Below are 22,424 nucleotides of genomic sequence, written 5' to 3'. Positions count from 1 at the left end.
AACCCAACCTACTTTTAACAACGAATTACTGCTAACTCTCAAATATCCTCGTCATCTTGACCTTGCACACCCTGGAGAATCCGCGATAGCTCACTCTTCTCATTAATCGTAATCCGAGTCGGAGAACCGCTGATAATCCGTTCGTAACCACGGAACGAATCTTTAATTTGTGGGCCTCTTTCAGTAATTGTGTATTCCCGAATTCCTTTATCGTGCCAGGAACCGCGCATCTTAAACACATTAATTGCCCGCGACATTTCTCCTCGAATCTCTACATACTGCAGCATAATAATCGTGTCAGTAATCGTAGAAATATGGGAGTCCGTAATCGAATTAGAACCCATAAACTGGTCGCTTGTATTCGTAAAAAAGCCAGTTATTTCTTCCTGCTTCGCAAAACCTGTCACTCCGATCACAAATTGCCTGAAAGCATTATTGCTGACACCCCTAGCTAATGCCGACAGCGAGTCTATAGCAATTCTAGAAGGTTTGAACTCCGCAATTTCTGATTTAATAGTCTGCAAGTGGTCTTCCAAACCAGCAGATTCCGGGTAAGTACACAGCAGCTTCAGCATTCCTTTCTGTTCCATTTCCTCAAAATCAATGCCCCAAGAATAAGCATTGCGGAACAACTGAGCCCGGGACTCTTCATAGGCAAAAAGCAGCGCCCGATTGCCGTTCATACAAGCATTCTGCAAGAACTTGCTCACCAACAGCGTTTTGCCGGTTCCCGTTGCACCCGTAGCCAAAATAATCGAGTCTTTGAAGAAGCCGCCACCGCACATCTCGTCGAGAGTTTTATCGCCCGAAGAAACCCGCACGTTGGAAGACTTTTGAGTTAATCGCATCGCCCCTAATGGGAAAATATTAATTCCGTCATTAGTCATAGTAAAAGGATATTCGCCCTTCATATGAGTTGTACCGCGCAACTTCAAAATTTCGATGGTGCGGCGGCGGCGTTCTCCTTCCAATACGTTGCGAACAATCACCACATTATCCGACACAAACTCTTCCACTCCAAACCGAGCCACCGGGCCGTATTCTTCCACCCGTTCCGTCGTCATAACTGTAGTTGCTCCGACTTGTTTGAGGCGCGCAACTAAGCGAAAAATTTCTCGGCGCACCACCGATGCAGCATCGTACTGCTGAAATACGGCGGTAACAGAATCTATTGAAACCCGCTTGGCTTTGTACTTGCGAATGGCGTACTGAATTCGCTCGATTAAGGCTGATAAATCAAAATTTCCTACGATATCTTGACCTTCTGGATCGGGGGAAGCGTCCAAAATAAATAGCTTGCCTTCCTCGATTAATTGTGCCAGATCCCAACCGAAACTGCAAGCATTTTTAATAATATCTGTCGGAGATTCTTCAAAAGTTACGAACACTCCAGCTTCGTCAAAATGGGTAATTCCATTATAGAGAAATTGTACGGCAAATAAAGTTTTTCCCGTTCCTGATGTGCCGCTGACTAGGGTGGTTCTGCCGATGGGCATTCCGCCGTGACTGATGTCATCAAAACCCTCAATCATCGTGCGAATTTTTTCAACTCCTGCCGTTACCAATCCTTCTCGTTTAACCGTTTGACTAATTTCATTCATGTCGATTTTTGTCAACTCTCAGTATTCTTTAGTTGTCACTCATTAACCGCCGATCATGAGTCTTTGTACCCAGCTTTTAGTTTTGGCTCTTGCTCAATAACTAATGACTGCTGAATGCTGACTAATGACCCCGCCCAAAAACCGATACCGTGCCACGTACTCCTGTCGTGGAAAGATAAAAATTTTAGACTTTTGTGCCACATCCCAGATTCATCTGTGGAGTAAATCTCAAATCTAAAATCGTTCGACGCTCGCGCGACTCGACGCTTCGACGCTCGCGCTCGCCGAACGTTTCACGCCCAACCGAAGTCTCAAATCTAAAATCGACTGACTCTTACCTGATTATCTTATGAATTCAGGTCTTCTTCGCGAAGTTCTTCATAGAGCAAATCTAATCCTATCAGAACTTTCTCACGATCGGACAAATCGCCAATAATTTTTCGCACCGGCGGCGGCAGGATTTTGGCCAGCGTCGGGGTTGCCAATATTTTGTCCTCTTCTGCTAGCTGAGGGTTTTTGAGAACATCTATGACTTTCAGCGCGTAGACACCTTGAAATTCTTGTTCTAGGATGTCCTTTAGGGTTTTCAAAGCTCGGACTGAGTTGGGAGTATTCCCCGCAACGTATAGCTTCAGAACGTAGGTTTTCTTCAGAGGACTCATGAACTTTTTTAAATGTTGAGTATTAGTTGTCAGATGTTAGTTGTAGTTGTTATTTGTCTTAAATCCGCTGTTCTTTGTTATTTTATAATAATTTCAGCCTAGCGCTCGCGCGACCGTTTGTCGGCTCCTTTATTTTTTGTTAGATTCTACCTTCTACCTTTTCTTTCTTCAATTATGCCGAATCCCTTCTACATTCTACCTTGAGATGTCTCTTTCGGAATCGATCGCCGATACATTTCGCACATATGAGCGATCGCGTCAATCAGAGTCAAGCGGTAATCGAGCAATATTTCCTCGCTGCGCCCTTCTATTTTTAGCTGTTTAGCAAACTCGTCCATCAATTCCATGTGAATTTCCACAATTTGAGTCACGGGAACGTCAGCAAAAAAAGCCAAATTCACAAATTCATCTATTTGATTGTTGACCGCAGTATCTTGAGAAAAATAATTCAAAACGATGTCGCGATAACTTGACTTGAGTTGCTCCAAAAACTTTTGCTTCTCGGTTGCCGACAGATTTTTCAAAAAAATCTGGGAATTTCTTTTATAATACACACCTAAGTATCCTAATCGCTCCCGTAATTTTTCCGCCAGCCGCCGCTGCTGTCGGCTGAGCAAACTTTGAGCAGTCAATTGGGCTGTCGCATCGACCGTTACGGATTGGTAGTTGACAGGAACCGGAGTTGAAAGCTTCAGAAATTGTGCGATCGCCCGATCGATACCGGCAGCTATGGAGCTCGATCGATCGATTGCCAGTTGCACCTCAGCAGGGTGATAAAAAAAAGCACAGCTTTCGTCTTGACTCTGGTTGGCGGTACTGGCTGCGGCCTCAAAACCATCTGAATAGGGTGCTTCGGATCTTCCATCTACGTGCGCGTGAGCCGAAAAAATCACAGCAGGCAAAAAGATCGATCGTTCTTGCAGCTTGCCCAGAAGCGATCGCAGATCCCCATCCACCTCCAAAACCAAACAATCAAGGTGATAATTGTGCTTAAGGAACCCCAAAAGCTCCACTGCCGACTTAATGTGCGTTAAAGCATAGCGTTCGCCTCTCAAAAGCTCGATCGCAGAGGCTGCGATTTCCTCAGAGCGGACAAAAATACCGATAGACAGTTGAGGAAGCAAAGCTGTAGGTGCACCACCTAAGTTGCCTGAAAGTGCTGGATCGCTCAGAGTTGATATCTCCTTTACAAAAAACTTAACATTTTAACAATCATCTCAACATTTATTTTAACCAATCTTAACCGCAAAATAAGTGATGTGCTTCTACCAGAGGAAGAATCAAAGTGTACTCCTTGGTGTTGGTGTCAAGCACCCTGAGCGTGATTTCTGCAATTAAGCTTAAGCCTTAAAATAATTGCTAGTCGCCTCAAATCAGGCGTAGGCATCGAACTCCCCCGTCTCGGTGCGGATACCGAGCCTGATAGCGAACTGATATAAAACAAATAAGATACAGAAATTCGCAGCTACATTGAGCATCAAAAATATTACTGCTCTCCCGAGCAGACTCTCAGGTTTGTTATGCCACTCACCACCCCCAGTCTCAAAAATTTTATCGAGCCAGTGCCGCTGTGCCTCCAAACGGGTGCGCTAGAATCGCTGCAGTCAATTTTCAGCTCCTGCAACTGCGATCGAGTCGCTGTAGTCAACGAACAGCTACAGCCGCTGGGATTAGTTTACCTCCGCAGCCTTTGGGCCCGCGCGGCCGATCGCACAAACGACGGGCAGCAACCTTTGTCAGAAAGCCCGATCGCGATCGAACCAGTCAGGGCATTACCTGCTGCTATGAGCGTCAGCGAATTCTGGCAGTACCTGCAAACAGACGAACTGAACACCCCAGCCCGGCCCAACCGTCAAACCGCAGGCATTTCATCAAACAACCCGATCGCCCTCACAGATGCCAGTGGTCAATTTTTAGGAATGCTAGACAGCCTGAGCCTGCTGCAATTCGCCGCACTCAACAGCAGCTCGCTCTGCAGCCTCACAGAGCAGGGAACAGCAGTCAAAGAAATCGAATTAAAAAAACCAATTTCCGAAGCCATCGCCACGGCCCTAGGCGCTCAAGTGCGCTTTCTAGAAGCAGGATTGAAACCTTCGGAAAACCTGAACTCCCTAGTGGAACTGTTGGAAAAACTGCCCCTGCCCCTGAGATTGCAAACCCCTACCGCACAAATAGTCAGCCAAAACGCAGCGTGGCGGATTTTGCTGGGAGCAGGCCCAGAACCAGTTCCAGAACCAGCAGCAAATTTGGGTAAACACTCGCCCCGCAAACCAAGCAATTTAACAAGCGAATACAAGAGCGTGCAGTTTGAGGCCATCACCAAAGACTGCAGGAGCCTAGTAGGAGCAAGTAGATCGGGCGATTCCCTGCGGGATAGCTTCGCCGCGCGTGATTCAACAGCAGCCACCAGTTGCCCGCTGCCCTTGTACGCTGCAGCCTCCCCCTCAACATTAACCGCTCCAGCTTGGTGTCCCATGGCCGGCAAACCAGACACCTACATTTGCGAGTGCCCCGTACAAAAAGGGCAAGAACGGATCTGGCAATTTGTCAAACAGCCGCTCTCAGACCAGCTAATTTTAGTAATGGGACAAGATGTCACGGAAGAACATTTAGTCGCCAAAGAACTAGCAGCGAAAAACGCAGATTTAATCCACCTCAACCGACTAAAAGACGAATTTTTATCCTGCATCAGCCACGAACTAAAAACCCCACTCACCGCCGTCCTCGGTTTGTCCAGCCTCCTCAAAGATAAATTGATCGGAGAACTCAACGATCGCCAAACACGCTACGCCAAACTAATCCATAAAAGCGGGCGGCATTTGATGACAATTGTTAACGATATATTAGACTTGACCCGGATGGAAACCGGGCAGCTAGAACTAATTCCCGAAGCAGTCGAAATAGCATCAACCTGCCAAAGAGCCTTTGAACAAGCAAAACAACTGCAACAGCAAGAAGAAAAAAACCCTCCCGCCCCCAGCAAAACTGACGGTACAGCCAACGCAGAACCCTCCGCCCAAATTGAATTTACACTCGAAATAGAACCGGGACTGAGCCACTTAATTGCCGACGAACTGCGACTGCGGCAAATGCTGGTTAACCTCCTTTCCAATGCCCTAAAATTCACCGAACTCGGTGGCAAAATCGGATTGAAAGTAAATGTTTGGGAAGGCTGGATCGCATTCACAGTTTGGGACACTGGCATCGGCATCCCCGCCGACAAACAGCACCTAATCTTTCAGAAATTCCAACAGCTAGAAAGCCCCCTCACCAGGCGCTTTCAAGGAACCGGACTGGGACTGGTACTAACTCAACGCCTAGCTCGGCTCCACGGCGGAGACGTTTCGTTTATTTCCTCCGAAAACCAAGGCTCTCAATTTACCCTGCTGCTGCCACCAACTCCTCCGGGAAACAACAGTGAAGAAGTCTCGACACCGGGAACCGCTGAGGAAGAATTATTAAAACCCCAATATCCGATTCTGACCGCCCATTCTCGCTCTCGTTTAGTATTAATAGTCGAAGCAGTTCCCAAATATATCGAAGATTTAACCAACGTCATCTCAGGTTTGGGCTACCAAGTAATAGTCGCCCGTTCCGGCACCGAAGCGTTGGAAAAAGCCCGCAGGTTCAGTCCCGAAGCGATTTTCCTCAACCCGCTGCTGCCGCTGCTGTCCGGTTGGGACGTGCTGACGCTGCTCAAGAGTGACCCGGATACCCGATCGATTCCGGCGATCGTCACGGCCACCAGAGGCGAAAAAGAACGGGCCAGTGTCAACAGAGCCGAAGGCTTTTTGAGCTTGCCGGTGGAAGAACCCGCTTTGCGGAGGCTGCTGGCAGACTTGATCGGTCACAGTAATGCCAGTACCAGCAAAGTGAGGAGTTCTTTAACCGTATTGTGGCTCAGCCCGCAAAACAGTTCCTCTCAAGGTTCCGCTTTACTGCTCAACCCCAACTACTGCCGGGTTTTAGAAGCAGACGACCTCGACCAAGCAGAACTCGTGGCCCGAATTTGGCGACCCGACGCGATCGTCTTGGATGGTACAAGTCAACTGCAAAACCCCTTAGCTTTTATCGAACAGTTAAGTCGGTCTCGCAATTTGGGTTCTCTCCCCTTGGTGACTTTAGACCCTCGAACTACCCAACTGGCAAATCAAGTCAAAGGATTGTCGGTATTTCCCTGTTTAGCCACTAGCAGTCCCGACGACAGTGAAACTTCACCAACCGGGTTAATGCCAAGTGCTTTGTGGCAAGTGATTCAAGTTGCTGCGGGCATGAGTTGGAAGCCCAGCATTTTATTTGCCGACATTTCGACTTTACCGGATTTGCACTCCTCTTCTGGGGGGAACCCGACGGGAGAATTGGAACATTGCGCTCGATCGACCGCGGCCGAGATTCCCCTCCCCAATTCCCAGTTTTCTACTCCCAACTTTCAAGCTTTGATTCAGTACGTCCACACCGCAGGATTTCGAGGGTCGATCGCTCCCTTTTGGACAGAAGTTTTGCAGCAGTTGCAATATCAAAGCGTTGACTTAGTTTTGCTGTGTTTGCGAGATGCGCCCTCAGAATCAACCGCTATGCTGCAGGCGCTATCGAACTTGCGCCAAATGGCAGTAAAACTGCCAATTTTAGTCTGGGATTATCGGTCTGCTGTAAATTCGGAATCCGAGGCGATCGACTTTCTCCTGCAAGAAGTATCTGCCAAAATTTTGCCTTCTTCCTTATCTGCAGCACAATTGTTAGACAAAATTCAACAGGCTTTATTAACTCACTCAAGTTCTTGAAAATGAAGGATTTACCAGGTTTGTAGTGCGGAATTAACTCGTTTATAAATCAGTAAAAATAAACTATTATTATGAGCTAAAACATAATTTTGTAGAGCTTTAACTGACAACCGCGAAGCCTTATTTATTAACTGATTCAAGTTGCTAATAACTCAGAAGTTTGCCTAGTGGTAGTGAGGTAATCAGTCGTGTCTAAAACAGTGAATAAAAACGACAAGCCTGAATGTAAACATAATTTGAGAAATATTTAAATGAAAACCCCGAAGTGTGCCGAGTCAAGAAGCAATATCAAAACTCAAAAATATGAGTTATTATAGGCGATCGAGAAACCCTTATATTTTTTTCTGGGGCTGTACAGTGCCTAATCGCATTCCTTTACTATCTCTGGTGCTCGCACTCGGTTTGTGGACAATGCCCAAACCAGTTGTCGCACAGGCACTCCTGCCTTACACCCTGCAAATCGACTCAGCCCAGCTCGACCAAACGGCCTTGAGCCTTGCAGAAGAAGCCGTCCAGCTAGCCAGACTGCAGCAGTACCAACTAGCGGTACCTAGAGCCGAACTCGCCACACAGTTAGCCCCCAAAAATGCTCAAACTTGGACTTTGTTAGGTAGCTTGTACCTTCAAGTCGAGCAGTTTGACAAAGGCATTGAAGCTTTGGGACAAGCTCAATCTCTGTCACCAGAAAATCCATCAATTAAATTTGTCTTGGGAGAAGCTTACTTTCGGAAAGCGAACTACGAGAAAGCAGTTGAATATTTGCAAGCAGGATTAAAACTCAAACCAGACACTCCAGGTGCATTATTTGATTTAGGCAATGCTTTTTATAAGCTGAAGCGGTTTGATCAGGCGATCGCCCAATATGAAAAAGCCTTTGCTTTAGAAAAAAACCTGTGGCCTGCTGTCAACAATATCGGATTAGTCAAATACGAAATGGGAGATGCCAATGGCGCTATCAAACGCTGGGAACAGGCGATCGCGATCGACGACAAAGCAGCAGAAGCAATGCTAGCTCTAGCAGTAGCATTCTACACCAAAGGTGACAAAGAAAAAGGATTAGCGATGGGAGAAGCAGCTCTGAAACTTGACAAACGCTATGCTACCGTAGAATATCTCAAAGAAAACCTCTGGGGCGATCGTTTAATCGCAGATACCCAAAAGTTGCTAGCCACTCCTGAAATGAAAGCAGCACTGACTAAAATTCAAGACGCGCCACCCCCTCCCCAACTGTCGCCTTAATTGTAGTTAAGTTTGTAGTGAGGACTTCAGTCCTCAAAGCCTTTTTTAACTGATAACCAACTATATTATTCAGGAGTAAAACCAAAAAATAGTTGAATACTTTATGGGTAGCGTTAAGGTGCGCGCACAGCGCACCCTACAGATACAGTTGTTGCGTAAGTTTTATTATTGCCACGAAGCAGTCGCTGTCTTCAATTCTCCAATCTAAAATCTAAAATCTAAAATCTAAAATCGCATGACCCCACTAAGCTGGACAGAATTAGAAGCCCTTACAGACTTTCAAGTCGATCGCACAAACGGCCCCACCAACGCTCAATCCCGCTTGCGCCTGTTTGGTAAAACCGAATCCGATGTGCGAGTCATCCTGTACCGCGATAACCATGCTTGGTGTCCCTACTGCCAAAAAATCTGGTTGTGGCTGGAAGAAAAACAAATCCCCTACCGCATTGAGAAAGTTACTATGTTCTGCTATGGGGAAAAAGAAAGCTGGTACAAGCGCAAAGTGCCATCGGGAATGCTACCGGCGATCGAACTAGACGGCCGCATCATCACCGAAAGCGATGACATTTTAATCGCCCTCGAACGAGTCTACGGCCCCTTGGGTTTGGGCATGGAAAACCCGGCAGTAATACCCATGCGGCGGTTAGAGCGACTGCTATTTAGAGCCTGGTGCTCTTGGCTGTGCTACCCAGCAAGTTCAGCCAAAGTAGAACAGCACAACCGCAACCAATTTATCAGCGTCGTCGCCCAGGTAGAAAAGGCCCTGGCTAGCACTCCGGGGCCTTATTTCCTCGATGAATTTGGCACTGCAGATGTCATCTTTACGCCTTACGTCGAACGGATGAATGCCAGTCTTTACTACTACAAAGGCTACTCGATGCGGGAAGAAAACCCGCGCTTTGCTGACTGGTTTGCGGCGATGGAAACCCGCCCTACCTATCGCGGCACTCAGAGCGATTTTCACACCCACGTCCACGATTTACCACCTCAGATGGGCGGGTGTTATGAAAACGGCGAACCTCAGATGCTACTCAATAAAGCCCGCGTGGATAATGGGCCTTGGGCTGGACTGCCGGATGTGATGTATCCAGAACCGGAAACCTCCCGCGCTGAAGCACTTCATCGCGTCATTAAGCACCACCGCAACATCGTTCGAGTCAATCCTGCTGATGACAACTTATTTGATGAGGCTTTGCGTTGTGCTTTAACTTTGATGATGACTGGCGAAGTTTGTACGCCGCCGGCTGGTTCTGATGCGGCTTTGCGGTATTTGCGCGATCGGGTGAATGTGCCCCGGGATATGTCGATCTACGCGGCCAAGCGGCTGAGGGAAGCCTTGGAGGAAACGGCGGCTTTGGTGGGTGATGGCCAAGGTTCTCCGATTCTGCTGAAGCATCGGCGAGATCAAGATCCGGCTAATTTTGTGTAGGGGGCGATCGGAATCAGACGGAATGGGCGTTGCTGCTGCTCTACTTCATAAGTTTGCTATCTGCTCGATATTTCTGCTACCATTGGTAGTATTAAAAGTGGCATAAATAATATGAAAGTATCTATCTCTTTGCCAGATGAGCTAGTGCGTTACATTGACGATCGTGTAGAAAATCGCAGTCGGCTAATTGAGCTTTTATTGCAAGCGTGGCGCAAACAACAAGAACAGCAGGCAATGGTAGAAGCCTGTTTATTGCTGGATGAACTGAGCGATCAATTAACCGATGAGGATGAAGCATGGCAGCAAGCAGCGATTACCGACTGGGAAGCATCTGGCTCGTGAATTTCGATCCCTCAGTTGGTACAGAAATCCGCAAGACTCGACCAGCAGTAATTATTTCAGGAACTGCTTTTAATCAACGCAGCAAGGTAACTGTTCTACCCATCACTTCTGCTGTTCCCAACGAGGGTTTACGAGCTGTTGTTTTGCCTGTGATTCCTTCGACTCTCAATGGTCTGAGTACCGAGAGTTTTATCGTGTGCGTCGATCCGATGACGTTTGATAAACGCAGACTTGTGCGCTGTCTTGGGCAATTGGAGTTGCAACAAATACAAGAAATTCAACTGATTTTAGCTCGATATTTAGAACTTTAAGAGTAGGGGAAGGCCAAAGCTGGAGGGTTAAAAATATAGCATCAAGTAATCAAGGATTTCTGGATAGTTGAAATATTTTCCTAGATTTCGCCATTTGGCATCGGTTGGTAGCATGGCTAGTGATTACTTTTTAGAGCCCGATCGCCCCTGAAATTAACCCTTAGTAGTGGCGGTATAGCGATCGCTTAGTTTTTGGAGTGTCATATTTTCTTTGATCTCATCATGGGGAATTAAGACATATTTCCAAGGTTTGCCACCGTGCTTTAGCATATAGTCCGAAGCATATTGACACCATTGAACTGCGACATCTTTCTTAGCAAGCACTTGAGGATTGTCAATTTCATTTCGAGCTTTTGGTTCCAGCATATAGATAACTTCTTCTGTTTCAGCCACAAAATCTGGTTGATATTCTGAATATTTTCCATGCCATTTGTAATAAAGCTGAAATTGTCCTTTTGCGGGTTTAAACCATTTGATTGCATCCCGTTCTAAAATCAGTGCTAGTATTCTTTCTGCTTCCGATTCAAATTTCTGTTCTCGATAGAGGCATTTGGAGAAGCCTGTAAACAGATATTTGGACATATTGCTTTTGTCTCGTGGCGAAGATTGATAATCAAGGCAATTCTTAGCATTTTTAGTGTAGGCGCTCTCTTTTAGGGCTGTAAAGCCTTTACTGATTTCGACTTCATAACCTGTTGTTTCTTCCCAGAAATTTGGCTGCATTTCGCTATGGACAAAATTGGCAATTTCCCTTTGGTAAAAGCGTAAAACTTTGTGTGTATCTTCTTCGGATAAGTAGGTCATAAAATGACTAAGAACTTGACCCGCAAGGTCATAGAGTAAATCAGCGTGTTCGTCATAGGCAATATCATCGAAGTTGACTAAATTTTTGACAATATAGTTTTCTAGCCGTGATTCTTCAAAGTTTTCTTTGATAATTCCCATAAATTCAACTTTATTCGTTGTTAGCGATTGAATGTGTAATTCTTCTTGGGAGGGAACGGGATAATTTAAGCCTGTGATATCTAGGGCAAAAGACCTGAAACCCGATCGCACTTGCCCTTTAGGAATAACAAGAATCTTAGGAATATTGATGGTTTGCTGGATAACTAAATTCGTTGTTTTCGCAACGATCGCTTCAATATCTGGAGGTGCTATTATACCTTCAAGTTCCATTTGTGCGGGTTGATATTCTCTAGCTACGGCTTCGCGCACCCTTCCCTGAACTTTTGGGGATGCAAGATGGGCGGTGGTTGGGACTTCTTCGGGGCGGCTTTCAAGCTTTAGGATTTCTTGGTATGTAAGCTGTGCAATCTTTTGTTCTATAGGTGATTGAAATAGGGATTGTTGAATATTTTGGGGTTCTGTTGCAGGTAAATTATCAGGTAAATTAATGGGTTGTTCGGGGTGAAGTCCTAGATTTTGGGCTAGTTGCGATCGGGAAATTACTGTTTGTGTCTTTTGCTGTAAGTCTTCATCTGTGAGGATAATTTGTTTCAGGCGGATTTGGGATTCTGGGCGCTTTGCTTCATCGACAATTTCTTGGAATTTGTCATGGGCGACGATATTTAGGCGATCGACAATTTCTACACCTGTACGCATTCCATAGGGCAAACGCAAGCCCCTTCCAATAGATTGCTCGATCAGGATTTTAGAATTTGCGGCTCTCAGAGGGACAATTGTATAGAGGTTGGTGACATCCCAACCTTCTTTGAGCATATTTACATGGATAACTATTTCAGTAGGTTCATCGGTATGTTCTACTTTGAGCAATCGCTCTACCATTTCATCTTCTTGAGCGCCCGTTTTACTAGAATCAACTTGAATAACTTTATGTTTATAATTTCCTTCGGAAAACTCATCAGATTGAATGAGTTCCATGAGTTTTGAGGCGTGGGTAGTGTCACGGGCAATCACTAACAGAAAGGGTTTAACAATTTGTTTTCCAGTTTGAATAGCATAGGTTTCTAATTCAGCTTTAATATTTTCATGGAGATAGATGCCGTCTTCTAGTTTAAGACGCTCGATCGCGTCTGGTGACATTGCCCTAGGGTTAAAATCTTTGCGGGTGACGACTGCTGGATCTTTAATAAATCCATCGGTTATGGCACGTCCGAGGGGATAGTCATAGATGACATTTTTGAAAGCTACTGAACCTTTATTGGTTTCGATAAAGGGTGTGGCGGTAAGTTCTAGCCCTATTAATGGTTTTAATTCGTTAATAGCGCGAACTCCTGCTGATGCGCGATATCGGTGCGATTCATCCATTAGAATTACGAGGTCTTTTAATTGAGACAGGTAATCAAAATAGCTTTCGCCAATATATTCGGATAGTCGTTTGATTTTGGGGCTTTTACCGCCGCGTACTTCTGAGTTAATTTTTGAGATATTGAAAATATTAATTTTGCATGAAATTTGTTGATCTAAGATCGTTCGCGCATTCATTTCATAGTTGTCACCTGTGATGATGACTGGTGGAGAGAGCGCAAATTCAGAGATACCCGTAAATACATACTTTGAGGTGTTGGGCGTGAAATCGGTAATTAGTTTGTTATAAATGGTCAGGTTTGGGGCAAGGATAAAGAAGTTTTTAATGTTATATGCTAGGTATAAGTAACTAATAAAAGCGCCCATGAGTCGAGTTTTACCAACACCTGTGGCTAGGGCAAAACATAGGGATGGAAAGTCGCGCTCGAAGTCAGTAAACGTTGGGAATTCTTTTTTGATGGCAACTAAACTTGTTTCTCTATCTATGATGTCTGGGAGGGATAAGAGTTTACAAATGCGATCGATAATTTCTAATGATTGGCGCTGGGGATGGCGCAGACTGAGACGATTAGAAATATTATTAACCAGTTTATTTATCATAGGTATCCATGTCAAATAGTGTTAGTTGTCCGAACTTTGGAGGTGCTTTTGGCAAGTTTTCAATTTTGAGGCTGTAATCGTCATGTCCCCATTCACACCGTGAAAGGATTTGTTTAGGAATTTTTTTAACGGTGAGGTTTGGGAAGATGTCGGTTTGACCTCGAAAGGCGCTACATAAAACAAGTAGGGTGCGCTCTTGTCCTACTTCGTCTGCAAGTTTGGATAGTTGTTCGTGACTAAGATTTTGGGTGGTGACATAGATAAAGTCACTTTCGGTGGAGTAGCCATGTTGCCAATAGAAGGTATCTGATGGTGCGTAAGTGAAACCTTCGATTTTGCAGAGTGCTTCGGCAAGCATCGCGGCGTTATAGGTTTTGTTGATAACCCAATTATCCCATTTGTCTTTTTCTAGTAGGGATGGTGCAAGACGATAGTACCGAAACCCACCGCCGCCTTTCCAGTTAAATGCTTTGCTAATTCCACCTATATCTTCGCCATCAATTACTTTTTTGAGTCGGGGAATGATATGGGTATGACAATGTTCGCCGAGTTCAATCATAATCCAGCGTCTTCCCATTTTCTGCGCTACTGCGCCTGTTGTTCCTGATCCGGCAAATGAATCAAGAACAATATCTTTGGGATTAGTGGCAAGTTGAAGAATACGTTCTAGTAGCTTTTCAGGTTTAGGAGTTGAAAAGGGTTCTTGTGAATTAAGTTGCAACTGCTCTCGTTTAGCGTCTTGATTATGACCCACTTCTTCCCATGTCCATATTGTTTGTGGTACTCCTCCTTTGTCAGAAACCGCACTTAATAATCTCTTGAAGCGAGGTACAGAGTTTTTTCCTTCTACTCCCCAATACACTAAGCCCTGTTGTTCATTATCTTCATGTCTCTCACGCGAATATCTCCATACTGCCGTTTTCTTAGGGAGAATAATTTCACCAGTATTTGGATTAGTGATTGGATAGTATAGATTAGGACGCTCATCAATAGATTTGTTACAAGTATAATTGTCTGATTGCCAAGCACCACGAGGATCATTGTCAGGGTTTTTGTATGCTGAGTTTGATTTTTCAGTTCGAGGAAGTCTATTGGGTTTCCAAGAGGTTTTAAGTTTTGCATAAACTAAAATGTGGTCATGATCGTTACTGAACCATAGTGAATCATTCGATGCCGCATACTTCTTCTGCCAGACTACATTCGCAACAAAATTTACGCGCCCAAAAATCTCATCACAAATCACCTTCAGATAATGCGCTTCATTATCATCAATTGTGATCCATAAAGAACCATCATTCGACAATAGATTACGCAAAATCTCTAAACGATCGCGCATTAAACCAAGCCAAAGAGAATGTTCAATTCCATCATCATAATGTTCAAAAGCTGATCCTGTATTATATGGCGGATCGATAAAAACACACTTAACTTTTCCTGTAAACTCTGACTCCAAAGCCTTGAGAGCCAACAAATTATCCCCAAAAATTAAGCGATTATCAAAAATATCATTTTCACTCACCTGATGAGCAGCATGATAAGATATTTCTGGATCTTCCAGCAAAATTCGCGGCTCCAGCTTGGGGCGAATATCCTTACCAATCCAGGTTAATTCTAGTCTCGGCTTCTTATTCATAATTAATATCTATCTCACAAGTTAAACTGTAGGTATATTCGGATTTTAAGCCTGAGCATCCCTGCGATCTAACTCCTGCATCACTTCACTCGTTAAAGGCATAACATCTGTGATATTCCTAAAAATAGCAAGATATCCCTTATTGTCACTAGCAAAGTTCGATTCAGCAACAGTGTAAACAACCTCAGCAAGCTCTAACCCAATTCGTGAAAGTTGCATTTTATCATATTCAGACAAATAAAGTTCATGCTTATTGAGCAAAGGTTTATAGCGTCTTGCAAGAATATCTAGAATAAAAAATCTACCGTGCTTATAAAACTTCTTTTGTTGACCTGTTGCAGCATTTTCTGAAGCCGAAAAAATTTCATCCAGATATTGAAAGATTCGCACATAACGACAAAGCGTAACTCCTGAAATCCCATCACTAAACAATATATCATAATAACGCTTATAAAGCTGACTAATTTCTCTCTTTGCTGCAACCACTATTTCCGTATCACCGCTAAAACAAGCAAGGGCAACTGCCGCCTGTTCAATCGTAATCGCATCCTGACTCCGCTCCGCCGATGGTCGATATTCATAAACAATATTCGATACCATACATTCCTGTCGCAAACGTTCTTGATTGGAATCTAACGCGGCAAAATAAACATCGCGCACAGCATTTTGCGTATTTCTTGCCCCAGTAATTTTTTCGCCAATATTATCAGTCTCCGTCCCCACTTCAATAATTGTAACTAATAACTTTGCATCAGCAGATATTGAGCCACTAACCTGATAAACAGAAGCGATAGCTCCTACCGTTTGCGCGCCATTTACGACGAAAAAATCTTTTAAAGTAAATTGAGTTGATTCCTGTTTATGTCCTGATGGCAGACTAATTAGCGAACAAGTAATCGTCAGACCATTGTTGAGATAAAATAGTTCAGATGGTTGCTCTTTGACAGTTTCCGCAATCGCTAAGTTAACATCCTCTGCACCTAGGTAATAACGGATATTTTTCTCAAAAAGCGACTTATTATGCTGTTGATATAAAGATGCCAGTTCCGAAGCCTTAACCAATCCATAAAATGCCCTACGTGGCTGATCTAAACAATGCCAGTTTTCCAAGGTCAAGACTACATCAACAGGGGCAATCGCTTGTTTTGCGGTCAACCAACCATGTGTTATGCTAATATTTAAATCTTGCCATTCAAAACGTTGATCGAACTGATTCAGTTCACTTTTTAATTGATTAAGATCCGTAATCACATGAGAACTCAGGCTTTCATCAAGATATATATTACAGCCAACTATTTTTACCCCGTTAGTATTTAAAGCATCTTCAACATCTTGCTGCAACCGCGCAAAGCCATCATTAAATTTCTGAAAACGTTGATGGACTAAATCTCTAATCCCATCACAAAATTTTTTATTATCACCCATATTCGGAGCATTCCCCGCCTTAGCCTGTACCAACAAAAGCAATTTTTTCATCAGATCGAAATAAATGGCATCAATCCCATTGTCATTTTCCCCATTGACTATTGAGTTAGCCGCTTGAGCAGGGGTAAGATCGGCAAGATTGGCGATCGCAAATGCAGCCAAAGAACGGCTCAATCGATTTTTTTCATGTTGCTCTGGTGTCCAGTTCCTCTGAAGCGGCGCGGTCATTTGAAAATAATCCTGCTTTAGTACCTCAATGATTTGAGCCTTTTTGGCATGGGTATTCGGCTTAGGCATTGAGCGATCGTTAATATTTTAATTTTTTCTAGGAGCGGTAAAAAGTTAAGCTTAAAAACTTAACTTTTTACTCACTAATATCTAAGCAACCTCTACAAACACACCGCTGCGAGCAAACTCCTCTTCTTCAGGACTAAAGACTGGAGCTTGATCCACAAGGTCAGGATCAAAGTAATATGTCTCTTGTAGAAATTGTCCGGTGACGATCGCCTCCTCCAACTCCTTGATGTAATCTTGGGCAACTAAACAGGCCTCCTTGATGCCTTCCTCATCGCGCTTATCCAACAGCTTTTGCAAAGTTGCTCTCACCCCTGTCAGTCGTGCCGCGGGCTTGAGCATACCGTAGAGGCGGTACATCCGATCGGTGGCAATGCTAATGTGTTTGAGGGCTTTGGCTCGTGCTAGCTCAGAGTCAATGCTGGGCCAATAACGAGTGGTATAAAATGCTTTCTCATCCTTGTGATACCACTCCTCCGATCGCGCAATTGATGAGGAGACAGTATTGTGCAACTTCCAGAAGAATAAGCGCAGGGAAGCGCCATCTACTACGGTCGATAACTTCGCCTCCATTGATACCTCAAAGTCATTCAGACGCGGGTCGCGCCCAAGCACGAGGTACTCTACAGGGTACATTTCCACCTCTTTATTCTGCACCACGTAGGCGTTGAGGTGGTGGCGGCAGTAGGGGCAGGGATACATAGTGGCAAACAGCTTGAAGAAGTCCTTGAAGATTGCCACCAGAGTTTTTTGCTGTTGGGGGGTCTTGGTAGAGACGATTTCAGCCGTAGTGTGGAAGAAACGCCACACCGCAGGGCCAATATAGTAAGGGAAGCTGACGCGCATTTGTGAATTCTTTATTTCACTGCGATCGATATAAACGTCAATGAACGATACATATTGCGAGAGTTCCCCAGACTCGCGCCCAAACTCCAAGCGTTCCCGCCGTTTCTGTACCCCATTCAGGTAGTTGTGCGTCAAGCGCCATGCCTGTTGAAGCATCAACTTCTGTTTTGGAGCGCATTTGGGAAAGCTTTCTACAACATCCGCCCCATAGCGCCCAAATTCCCCTGACGCCTTGGTAGCTTCGTACCACTGGTTTAAAGCCACTTCGTCAGGCACCGTGTTCAAGGGGATGTCTGCTGCTGTGCTGACGCTGAAGGCAGCCAAAAGCTTCGGCATAAAGTCTTCATACCAATATGCCACTGGCATCATCGCACCATCGATTTCCTCTGAGGCATCCGAGAGGATGACGCGGTTCCACTTCTTCAGGTACTCTTTGGGATCTCCTTCAGATTTGGCTGGTGGCGGTGCCATTTCCTCACTCAGTTCCATTTTTCTCAATCGGTTGAGTTCGTTGACGGCAAGCACGCCCTCGGCGATGTCCCGCAAGTTAAGACTTTTCTTCTTGATGGTGATGGCAAACTCCACTCCCGCCGCAAACTTTTCCTTGGCAGTTGCAGACTTACCCCGCGCCTCCAACATGGCTTTTTGTTCAGCCAACATTTCTGGAGTTTTTTCTATAGTCTTCCAGTTTTTGATGCGATCTTGCAGTCGGGCATATTCATCTTCGATCGACTTCACTACTGCATCCAGTAAAGGGTTGCACGCCGACTCTACTACACCCAATCCTTTATAAAGCGCGATCGCAGTCCTGACAAATTGCACAAAATCAACGATTCTGTATGGCAAGTTTCTCACGCGCAGGTGAGTCTCGTGGTTTGCGGAAAAACTCTCGCGGAAACTGCGGTAGGCTGCTCCCTGGATCAGACGAAACAAACCAATCTGCATCTGCAAGCGGGAGGTACCGCGCTTGCTCTCAGCTTGTGGGTGTTGCGCGAGTAGTTCTTTTAGCCGCGCTATTTCTGGATTGCTATCGGTGGGTGCTTCTTGTAAATTAGGTTCAATAGTGGCAGAAGCTGCCTCATTGATAGCAGTTGCTGTAGTTGCGATCGCAGCCGCTGTACTATCTGAAACCTCCGTTGTCTGTGTACTGACAATCGGAACCGGCGAGTCTTGATATCCTGTTGTGATCTCTGACTCATCGGGTACCAGTTTGCAGAATTCCTTAAAGTCAATTGAGGCATCGCCGTCATGATCTACCTCTTTAATGATCTCATCGAGTTCTTGCTCTGTCAGCCCAAACTGGCTCATCACGCCGTGCAGCTCGTCTCTGGTGATTTGACCGCTACCGTTTTCATCAAATACACTAAATGCCATTTTGAGACGACTCTGGCGATCGCCCTGCTGGGACACCATCAGCATTTTGAATTCCTCAAAATCGATACTGCCCGACAAGTCTACGTCCACTTCCTTGATCATGTCGCGCAACTCGGTTTCGTTAGGACTCTGGCCTAGCGATCGCATCACTTGACCCAGTTCTTCTGATGAAATAGCACCGCTCCCGTCCGCGTCAAATACTTTAAAAGCTTCCCATAACTTTACCACCTCTTCTTCAGTCATGGCTTTTTTTTCAAGCTGCACAGATGTCATCACTAAATCCTCCCTGATTTTTTTATTGGCTGTCTATTGATTAAGCTGTTCGGCATTTAAAAGACGATAGTAGGGTGCGTCAGTACAGAAGTGTTTCCCAAGTCCTGTAAGTGTTCACTCCTGACGCACCATACAAGCCTCGTTAGTGCTTTAAATGCTCCACAGCTTACGACCAATATACTTTAATTCCTGATGACTTACGCAACGATATTGTCAAATCCAAGGGGATTGCCGATATCTCCCACTTTGGCTTGTGACAGTTGATCTATCAGTTTGATATTACTCCCAGTAATTTTCCCAATCATCCTTAAAAACTTCCTGTAATCTCTGCATATACGCATCAGTCTTAATCTTCACCATCCACAGATTATTAGCATTGCGGCCTCCCTTGCACACAACACCTTCATCCACACCGTATTTTCCGTGGCGAATATCATCCATAAACTTGCCCGTCAGTTTGCCGCGATAAATCACTCGCGCAATATTTAATTTACCAAAATCCTGAATAAACCGATCGGGAACAACCATACCGCGATCGGTTTCCACATCAAAAAGCACCAATTGTTTGCGATCGTCCTTTTGGTGCATTCCCGCAAACGAGCTAGCACCAAAAAACTCTGTAAACACAGTAATTTCCGCACAGTGATACTGTTCATTTTCTCGAAAGATAGACTCTAACGGACTAGCAAAGTCTCTCTTAAATATTTCAGGTGCTGCTTCTAAACCTGGATGTGCAGCGTTAAATTCTGCAATTCCCATCTCATCCAAATCAAATCTACTGCGGCGCGTACCAAAAGCATACCAACCAAGTTCAACTTCCCAAACCCAATGCAAATTAGTACCATCGTACTTCTCGAAAGCTATACATTGTTCATGAGGGCAATTTTTACTATCGGGAATTTTGGGATAGGCAAGTTGAACTCGTGTCATATAGAGGAAGGAAGTTCGGCAACGGATTCTGTAACGGATGTAACGGATGTAACGGATGTAACGGATGTCAGTCCGAGGGAAGTCGGAAGAAGGAAGAAGGAAAGGGTTTCTAACAGTTTCCCCCCTTCCCCTTATTCCCTAAAAATCCCTCAATTGAGCAGTTTGAACCGCAAGTTCTTTAATCAGGACACCGCGGCGCACCTTCAGTTTTAGAATTTGACCGATTTTGCTGTTTTCCACCAAATTTTGCAACTGTTCGGGTTCAGTCACTCCCTCGCCGTCAATTTGAACGATGACATCTCCCTTGCGAATCCCTGCTTCCTCAGCAGGCGTATTTGGCACAACTCGCATCACTAACACCCCTTTCACTTCCGGCACAATTAAAGGAGCATTGGGGTCAGAATTATTCTCTCTGGCCATTTCAGGAGTCACAGCAATCATCTGAATCCCCAAAAACGGATGGCTGACTTGTTCTCCCTTGGCTAACTGCGCGTAGATGGCCTTGGCTTTGTCGATCGGAATCGCAAACCCAATACCCATTGCATCAGCTCGAATCGCCGTGTTGATGCCAATCACTTCTCCTCTGCTGTTTAACAGCGGGCCACCGGAATTGCCGGGATTGATGGCGGCGTCGGTTTGAATGAAATCGAGCCGCTTGTCGGGAATGCCGACGGCTGCACTGGATCGTTTGAGGGTGCTGATAATGCCCAAGGTGACGGTGTTGTCAAATCCCAGGGGGTTCCCCACGGCGATCGCCCAATCTCCCACTTTCACCGCGTCGGAATCTCCTAGCGTTGCCACGGGCAAGTTAACTTCCTTGGTATTAATTTTGACAACAGCCAAATCTGTTACTTCGTCAGTACCTTGCACTTCTCCTGGAAATGTCCTGCCGTCGTTTAAGGTGACAGTCACTCGATCGGCTTTGTCAACTACGTGAGCATTGGTTAAAACAATCCCGCTTTTGTCGATGATGAAGCCGGAACCTTGACCGCGTAAGCGTTCTTGTCTGGGGGTCATGCTGCGTAAATCTTCTCCCAAAAATCTGCGGAAGAATGGGTCTTCCATTAAGGGGTCGAGGTTGCGACTGACAGTGCGCTCGGTATCAATGCGGACAACTGCTGGCCCGACTCGATCGACAGCCGCTGTCACAAAACTTCCGGTATCCCCTGGGAGTTCAGGACTCCGCAGCGCTAACAGTTGCGGATTCGCGGCGGTGGCTGGGAAACTCTGGAACTGTAAGTTGGGCGGAGTGGTGCCATCAGCGGCAGCGGGTGCAGGAGTGATTGTTAACGCACTCAGGGCGATCGTCATTGCTAAAATTAGGGCGAACCAACGAGCACCGGTTCGAGGTGCGGGCCGAAAAAACTTAAATAGTCGCATAGCGTCAATCTTTGTTAGTCTGGGTTAGTCTGGTAAGGGTGTGCGATCGTGCGGACTCAATAATCTGCCACTATGAAGATCCTAAATATATTTTGACAGTTACAATACATGAGTCATGAGACCGCACCAACTCAACATATTCTGAATTCTAACTTTTTCTAACTTTTAAAATGGCCCTCGTAACCCCGATGATTATATCTGATACTTCTACTGACAAATCCTTGCCTTCAAATTCCCACCACCATCACGACGATGAATCAGTCCACCCTCACCATCACGATGAAGAATCCATGCGGCGGCTGGTAAATCGCTTGTCTCGGATTGAGGGACACGTCCGCGGCATTAAAACAATGGTGCAAGAAAACCGTCCCTGTCCCGAAGTTCTCGTGCAAGTTGCTGCAGTTCGAGGCGCGCTCGATCGCGTAGCGAGAATCATTCTTGACGAACACTTAACCGAGTGCATTGCCCGAGCCGCTAAAGAAGGTAATATCGATACGGAAATCGAAGAGTTGAAAGCGGCTTTGGATCGATTTTTGGCTTAGCCGCTGCCAATTTTCACATCCCTATCACCAAAGCTGCAAATTAGACAAAACTTCCAAGTTATGATTTCTGGCGCATTTTTTAAGCATCTTTCACAAACGCGGGAAAAGCATCAAATCTTCTCCCCTTCACCCCATTGCCACAACATACAATTTATATGCTCCGCAGTTTATGAGAGCGAGTTTTGTTAAAAAAGAATTAGTCCGGTTTGTCGTGATGACCAAGAATTTCAAAGGTGGTACTCGCCACGTAATTTATCCGTGGAATCAATCCAAAATCTCAAATCTAAAATCCTCAAGAAAGAGCATTTATCTCGCGCAAGTCAATCTAAAATCTAAAATCTAAAATCTAAAATCTAAAATCGATTGACGCAACTCCTCAAAAGCTTCAAAAGCTGACGGCAAACAATTAGATAATCGATGCTTAGGAATGAGAATTAAATAACTTGCACTCTTGAAAGTGGGATGGGCGTCCCGCCCGTCCAAAAAGGACGGGC

The 22,424-nt window shown here is 45.2% G+C and carries 15 protein-coding genes; 6 read left to right on the top strand and 9 right to left on the bottom strand.

Annotated elements, in window-relative coordinates; genetic code table 11:
- Positions 1 to 38: 38 nt before the first annotated feature.
- From kaiC to QUB11_RS17315, 3 genes are all read right to left on the bottom strand, one after another.
- Positions 39 to 1,601: a circadian clock protein KaiC gene (kaiC, locus tag QUB11_RS17325; RefSeq protein WP_333056794.1), complete on the bottom strand. Its 1,563-nt coding sequence runs from the start codon at positions 1,599 to 1,601 to the stop codon at positions 39 to 41.
- Positions 1,602 to 1,948: 347 nt separating this feature from the next.
- Positions 1,949 to 2,263, bottom strand: coding sequence for a circadian clock protein KaiB (gene kaiB / locus QUB11_RS17320; RefSeq protein WP_006632119.1), 315 nt, complete (start codon positions 2,261 to 2,263; stop codon positions 1,949 to 1,951).
- A 188-nt stretch (positions 2,264 to 2,451) separates the two neighbouring features.
- On the bottom strand, positions 2,452 to 3,387 hold the full coding sequence (locus QUB11_RS17315; RefSeq protein WP_333391257.1) for a circadian clock protein KaiA: 936 nt from the start codon (positions 3,385 to 3,387) through the stop codon (positions 2,452 to 2,454).
- A gap of 396 nt (positions 3,388 to 3,783) precedes the next feature.
- Between QUB11_RS17315 and QUB11_RS17310 the strand changes: the two genes are divergently transcribed.
- From QUB11_RS17310 to QUB11_RS17290, 5 genes are all read left to right on the top strand, one after another.
- A complete protein-coding gene (locus QUB11_RS17310) occupies positions 3,784 to 7,044 on the top strand; it encodes an ATP-binding protein (RefSeq protein WP_333391255.1) in 3,261 nt (1,086 codons plus the stop codon).
- Positions 7,045 to 7,401: 357 nt separating this feature from the next.
- Positions 7,402 to 8,283, top strand: a complete 882-nt coding sequence (locus QUB11_RS17305; RefSeq protein ID WP_445300783.1) for a tetratricopeptide repeat protein — start codon at positions 7,402 to 7,404, stop codon at positions 8,281 to 8,283.
- 235 nt (positions 8,284 to 8,518) lie between these two features.
- Positions 8,519 to 9,712 carry a glutathione S-transferase family protein gene (locus QUB11_RS17300; RefSeq protein ID WP_333205140.1) on the top strand — a complete coding sequence of 398 codons (1,194 nt, stop codon included), beginning with the start codon at positions 8,519 to 8,521 and terminating at the stop codon, positions 9,710 to 9,712.
- 111 nt (positions 9,713 to 9,823) lie between these two features.
- Positions 9,824 to 10,054 (top strand): ribbon-helix-helix domain-containing protein, encoded by a 231-nt coding sequence (locus tag QUB11_RS17295; RefSeq protein ID WP_333205138.1) that lies wholly within the window; start codon positions 9,824 to 9,826, stop codon positions 10,052 to 10,054.
- Entirely contained in the window at positions 10,009 to 10,365 is a 357-nt protein-coding gene (locus tag QUB11_RS17290; protein WP_333205136.1) for a type II toxin-antitoxin system PemK/MazF family toxin, read from the top strand. Before QUB11_RS17295 ends, QUB11_RS17290 begins: the two co-directional genes overlap by 46 nt.
- A gap of 153 nt (positions 10,366 to 10,518) precedes the next feature.
- Here QUB11_RS17290 and QUB11_RS17285 read toward each other — a convergent pair whose 3' ends face one another.
- The 6 genes from QUB11_RS17285 to QUB11_RS17260 form a co-directional block, all read right to left on the bottom strand.
- A complete protein-coding gene (locus tag QUB11_RS17285) occupies positions 10,519 to 13,233 on the bottom strand; it encodes a DEAD/DEAH box helicase family protein (protein WP_333391253.1) in 2,715 nt (904 codons plus the stop codon).
- Positions 13,223 to 14,866 carry a site-specific DNA-methyltransferase gene (locus QUB11_RS17280; RefSeq protein WP_333391252.1) on the bottom strand — a complete coding sequence of 548 codons (1,644 nt, stop codon included), beginning with the start codon at positions 14,864 to 14,866 and terminating at the stop codon, positions 13,223 to 13,225. The genes QUB11_RS17285 and QUB11_RS17280 overlap by 11 nt, the downstream gene beginning before the upstream one ends.
- Positions 14,867 to 14,911: 45 nt before the next feature.
- Positions 14,912 to 16,588, bottom strand: a complete 1,677-nt coding sequence (locus QUB11_RS17275; RefSeq protein WP_333391250.1) for an AIPR family protein — start codon at positions 16,586 to 16,588, stop codon at positions 14,912 to 14,914.
- 81 nt (positions 16,589 to 16,669) lie between these two features.
- Entirely contained in the window at positions 16,670 to 19,048 is a 2,379-nt protein-coding gene (locus tag QUB11_RS17270) for an EF-hand domain-containing protein (RefSeq protein ID WP_445300854.1), read from the bottom strand.
- Between the two features lie 309 nt (positions 19,049 to 19,357).
- Entirely contained in the window at positions 19,358 to 20,008 is a 651-nt protein-coding gene (locus QUB11_RS17265; RefSeq protein WP_333205128.1) for an RNA ligase family protein, read from the bottom strand.
- Positions 20,009 to 20,146: 138 nt separating this feature from the next.
- On the bottom strand, positions 20,147 to 21,388 hold the full coding sequence (locus tag QUB11_RS17260) for an HhoA/HhoB/HtrA family serine endopeptidase (protein ID WP_333205126.1): 1,242 nt from the start codon (positions 21,386 to 21,388) through the stop codon (positions 20,147 to 20,149).
- Positions 21,389 to 21,576: 188 nt separating this feature from the next.
- Between QUB11_RS17260 and QUB11_RS17255 the strand changes: the two genes are divergently transcribed.
- Positions 21,577 to 21,930, top strand: a complete 354-nt coding sequence (locus QUB11_RS17255) for a metal-sensitive transcriptional regulator (RefSeq protein WP_333205205.1) — start codon at positions 21,577 to 21,579, stop codon at positions 21,928 to 21,930.
- The last annotated feature ends 494 nt before the right edge of the window (positions 21,931 to 22,424 follow it).

Origin of the sequence: Microcoleus sp. B6-A1 (genome assembly GCF_036705085.1) — a bacterium.
GTDB lineage: Bacteria > Cyanobacteriota > Cyanobacteriia > Cyanobacteriales > Microcoleaceae > Microcoleus.
The sequence above is the reverse complement of the archived record's forward strand: the minus strand, read 5'-3'. Positions and strand labels throughout refer to the sequence as shown.

Bases quoted from the DNA above. Each gene is read 5' to 3' on its own strand.
- kaiC (WP_333056794.1), bottom strand. From the start codon at position 1,601: ATGAATGAAATTAGTCAAACGGTTAAACGAGAAGGATTGGTAACGGCA.
- kaiB (WP_006632119.1), bottom strand. From the start codon at position 2,263: ATGAGTCCTCTGAAGAAAACCTACGTTCTGAAGCTATACGTTGCGGGG.
- QUB11_RS17310 (WP_333391255.1), top strand. From the start codon at position 3,784: ATGCCACTCACCACCCCCAGTCTCAAAAATTTTATCGAGCCAGTGCCG.
- QUB11_RS17300 (WP_333205140.1), top strand. From the start codon at position 8,519: ATGACCCCACTAAGCTGGACAGAATTAGAAGCCCTTACAGACTTTCAA.
- QUB11_RS17295 (WP_333205138.1), top strand. From the start codon at position 9,824: ATGAAAGTATCTATCTCTTTGCCAGATGAGCTAGTGCGTTACATTGAC.
- QUB11_RS17290 (WP_333205136.1), top strand. From the start codon at position 10,009: ATGGCAGCAAGCAGCGATTACCGACTGGGAAGCATCTGGCTCGTGAAT.
- QUB11_RS17285 (WP_333391253.1), bottom strand. From the start codon at position 13,233: ATGATAAATAAACTGGTTAATAATATTTCTAATCGTCTCAGTCTGCGC.
- QUB11_RS17280 (WP_333391252.1), bottom strand. From the start codon at position 14,866: ATGAATAAGAAGCCGAGACTAGAATTAACCTGGATTGGTAAGGATATT.
- QUB11_RS17275 (WP_333391250.1), bottom strand. From the start codon at position 16,588: ATGCCTAAGCCGAATACCCATGCCAAAAAGGCTCAAATCATTGAGGTA.
- QUB11_RS17270 (WP_445300854.1), bottom strand. From the start codon at position 19,048: ATGACTGAAGAAGAGGTGGTAAAGTTATGGGAAGCTTTTAAAGTATTT.
- QUB11_RS17265 (WP_333205128.1), bottom strand. From the start codon at position 20,008: ATGACACGAGTTCAACTTGCCTATCCCAAAATTCCCGATAGTAAAAAT.
- QUB11_RS17260 (WP_333205126.1), bottom strand. From the start codon at position 21,388: ATGCGACTATTTAAGTTTTTTCGGCCCGCACCTCGAACCGGTGCTCGT.
- QUB11_RS17255 (WP_333205205.1), top strand. From the start codon at position 21,577: ATGATTATATCTGATACTTCTACTGACAAATCCTTGCCTTCAAATTCC.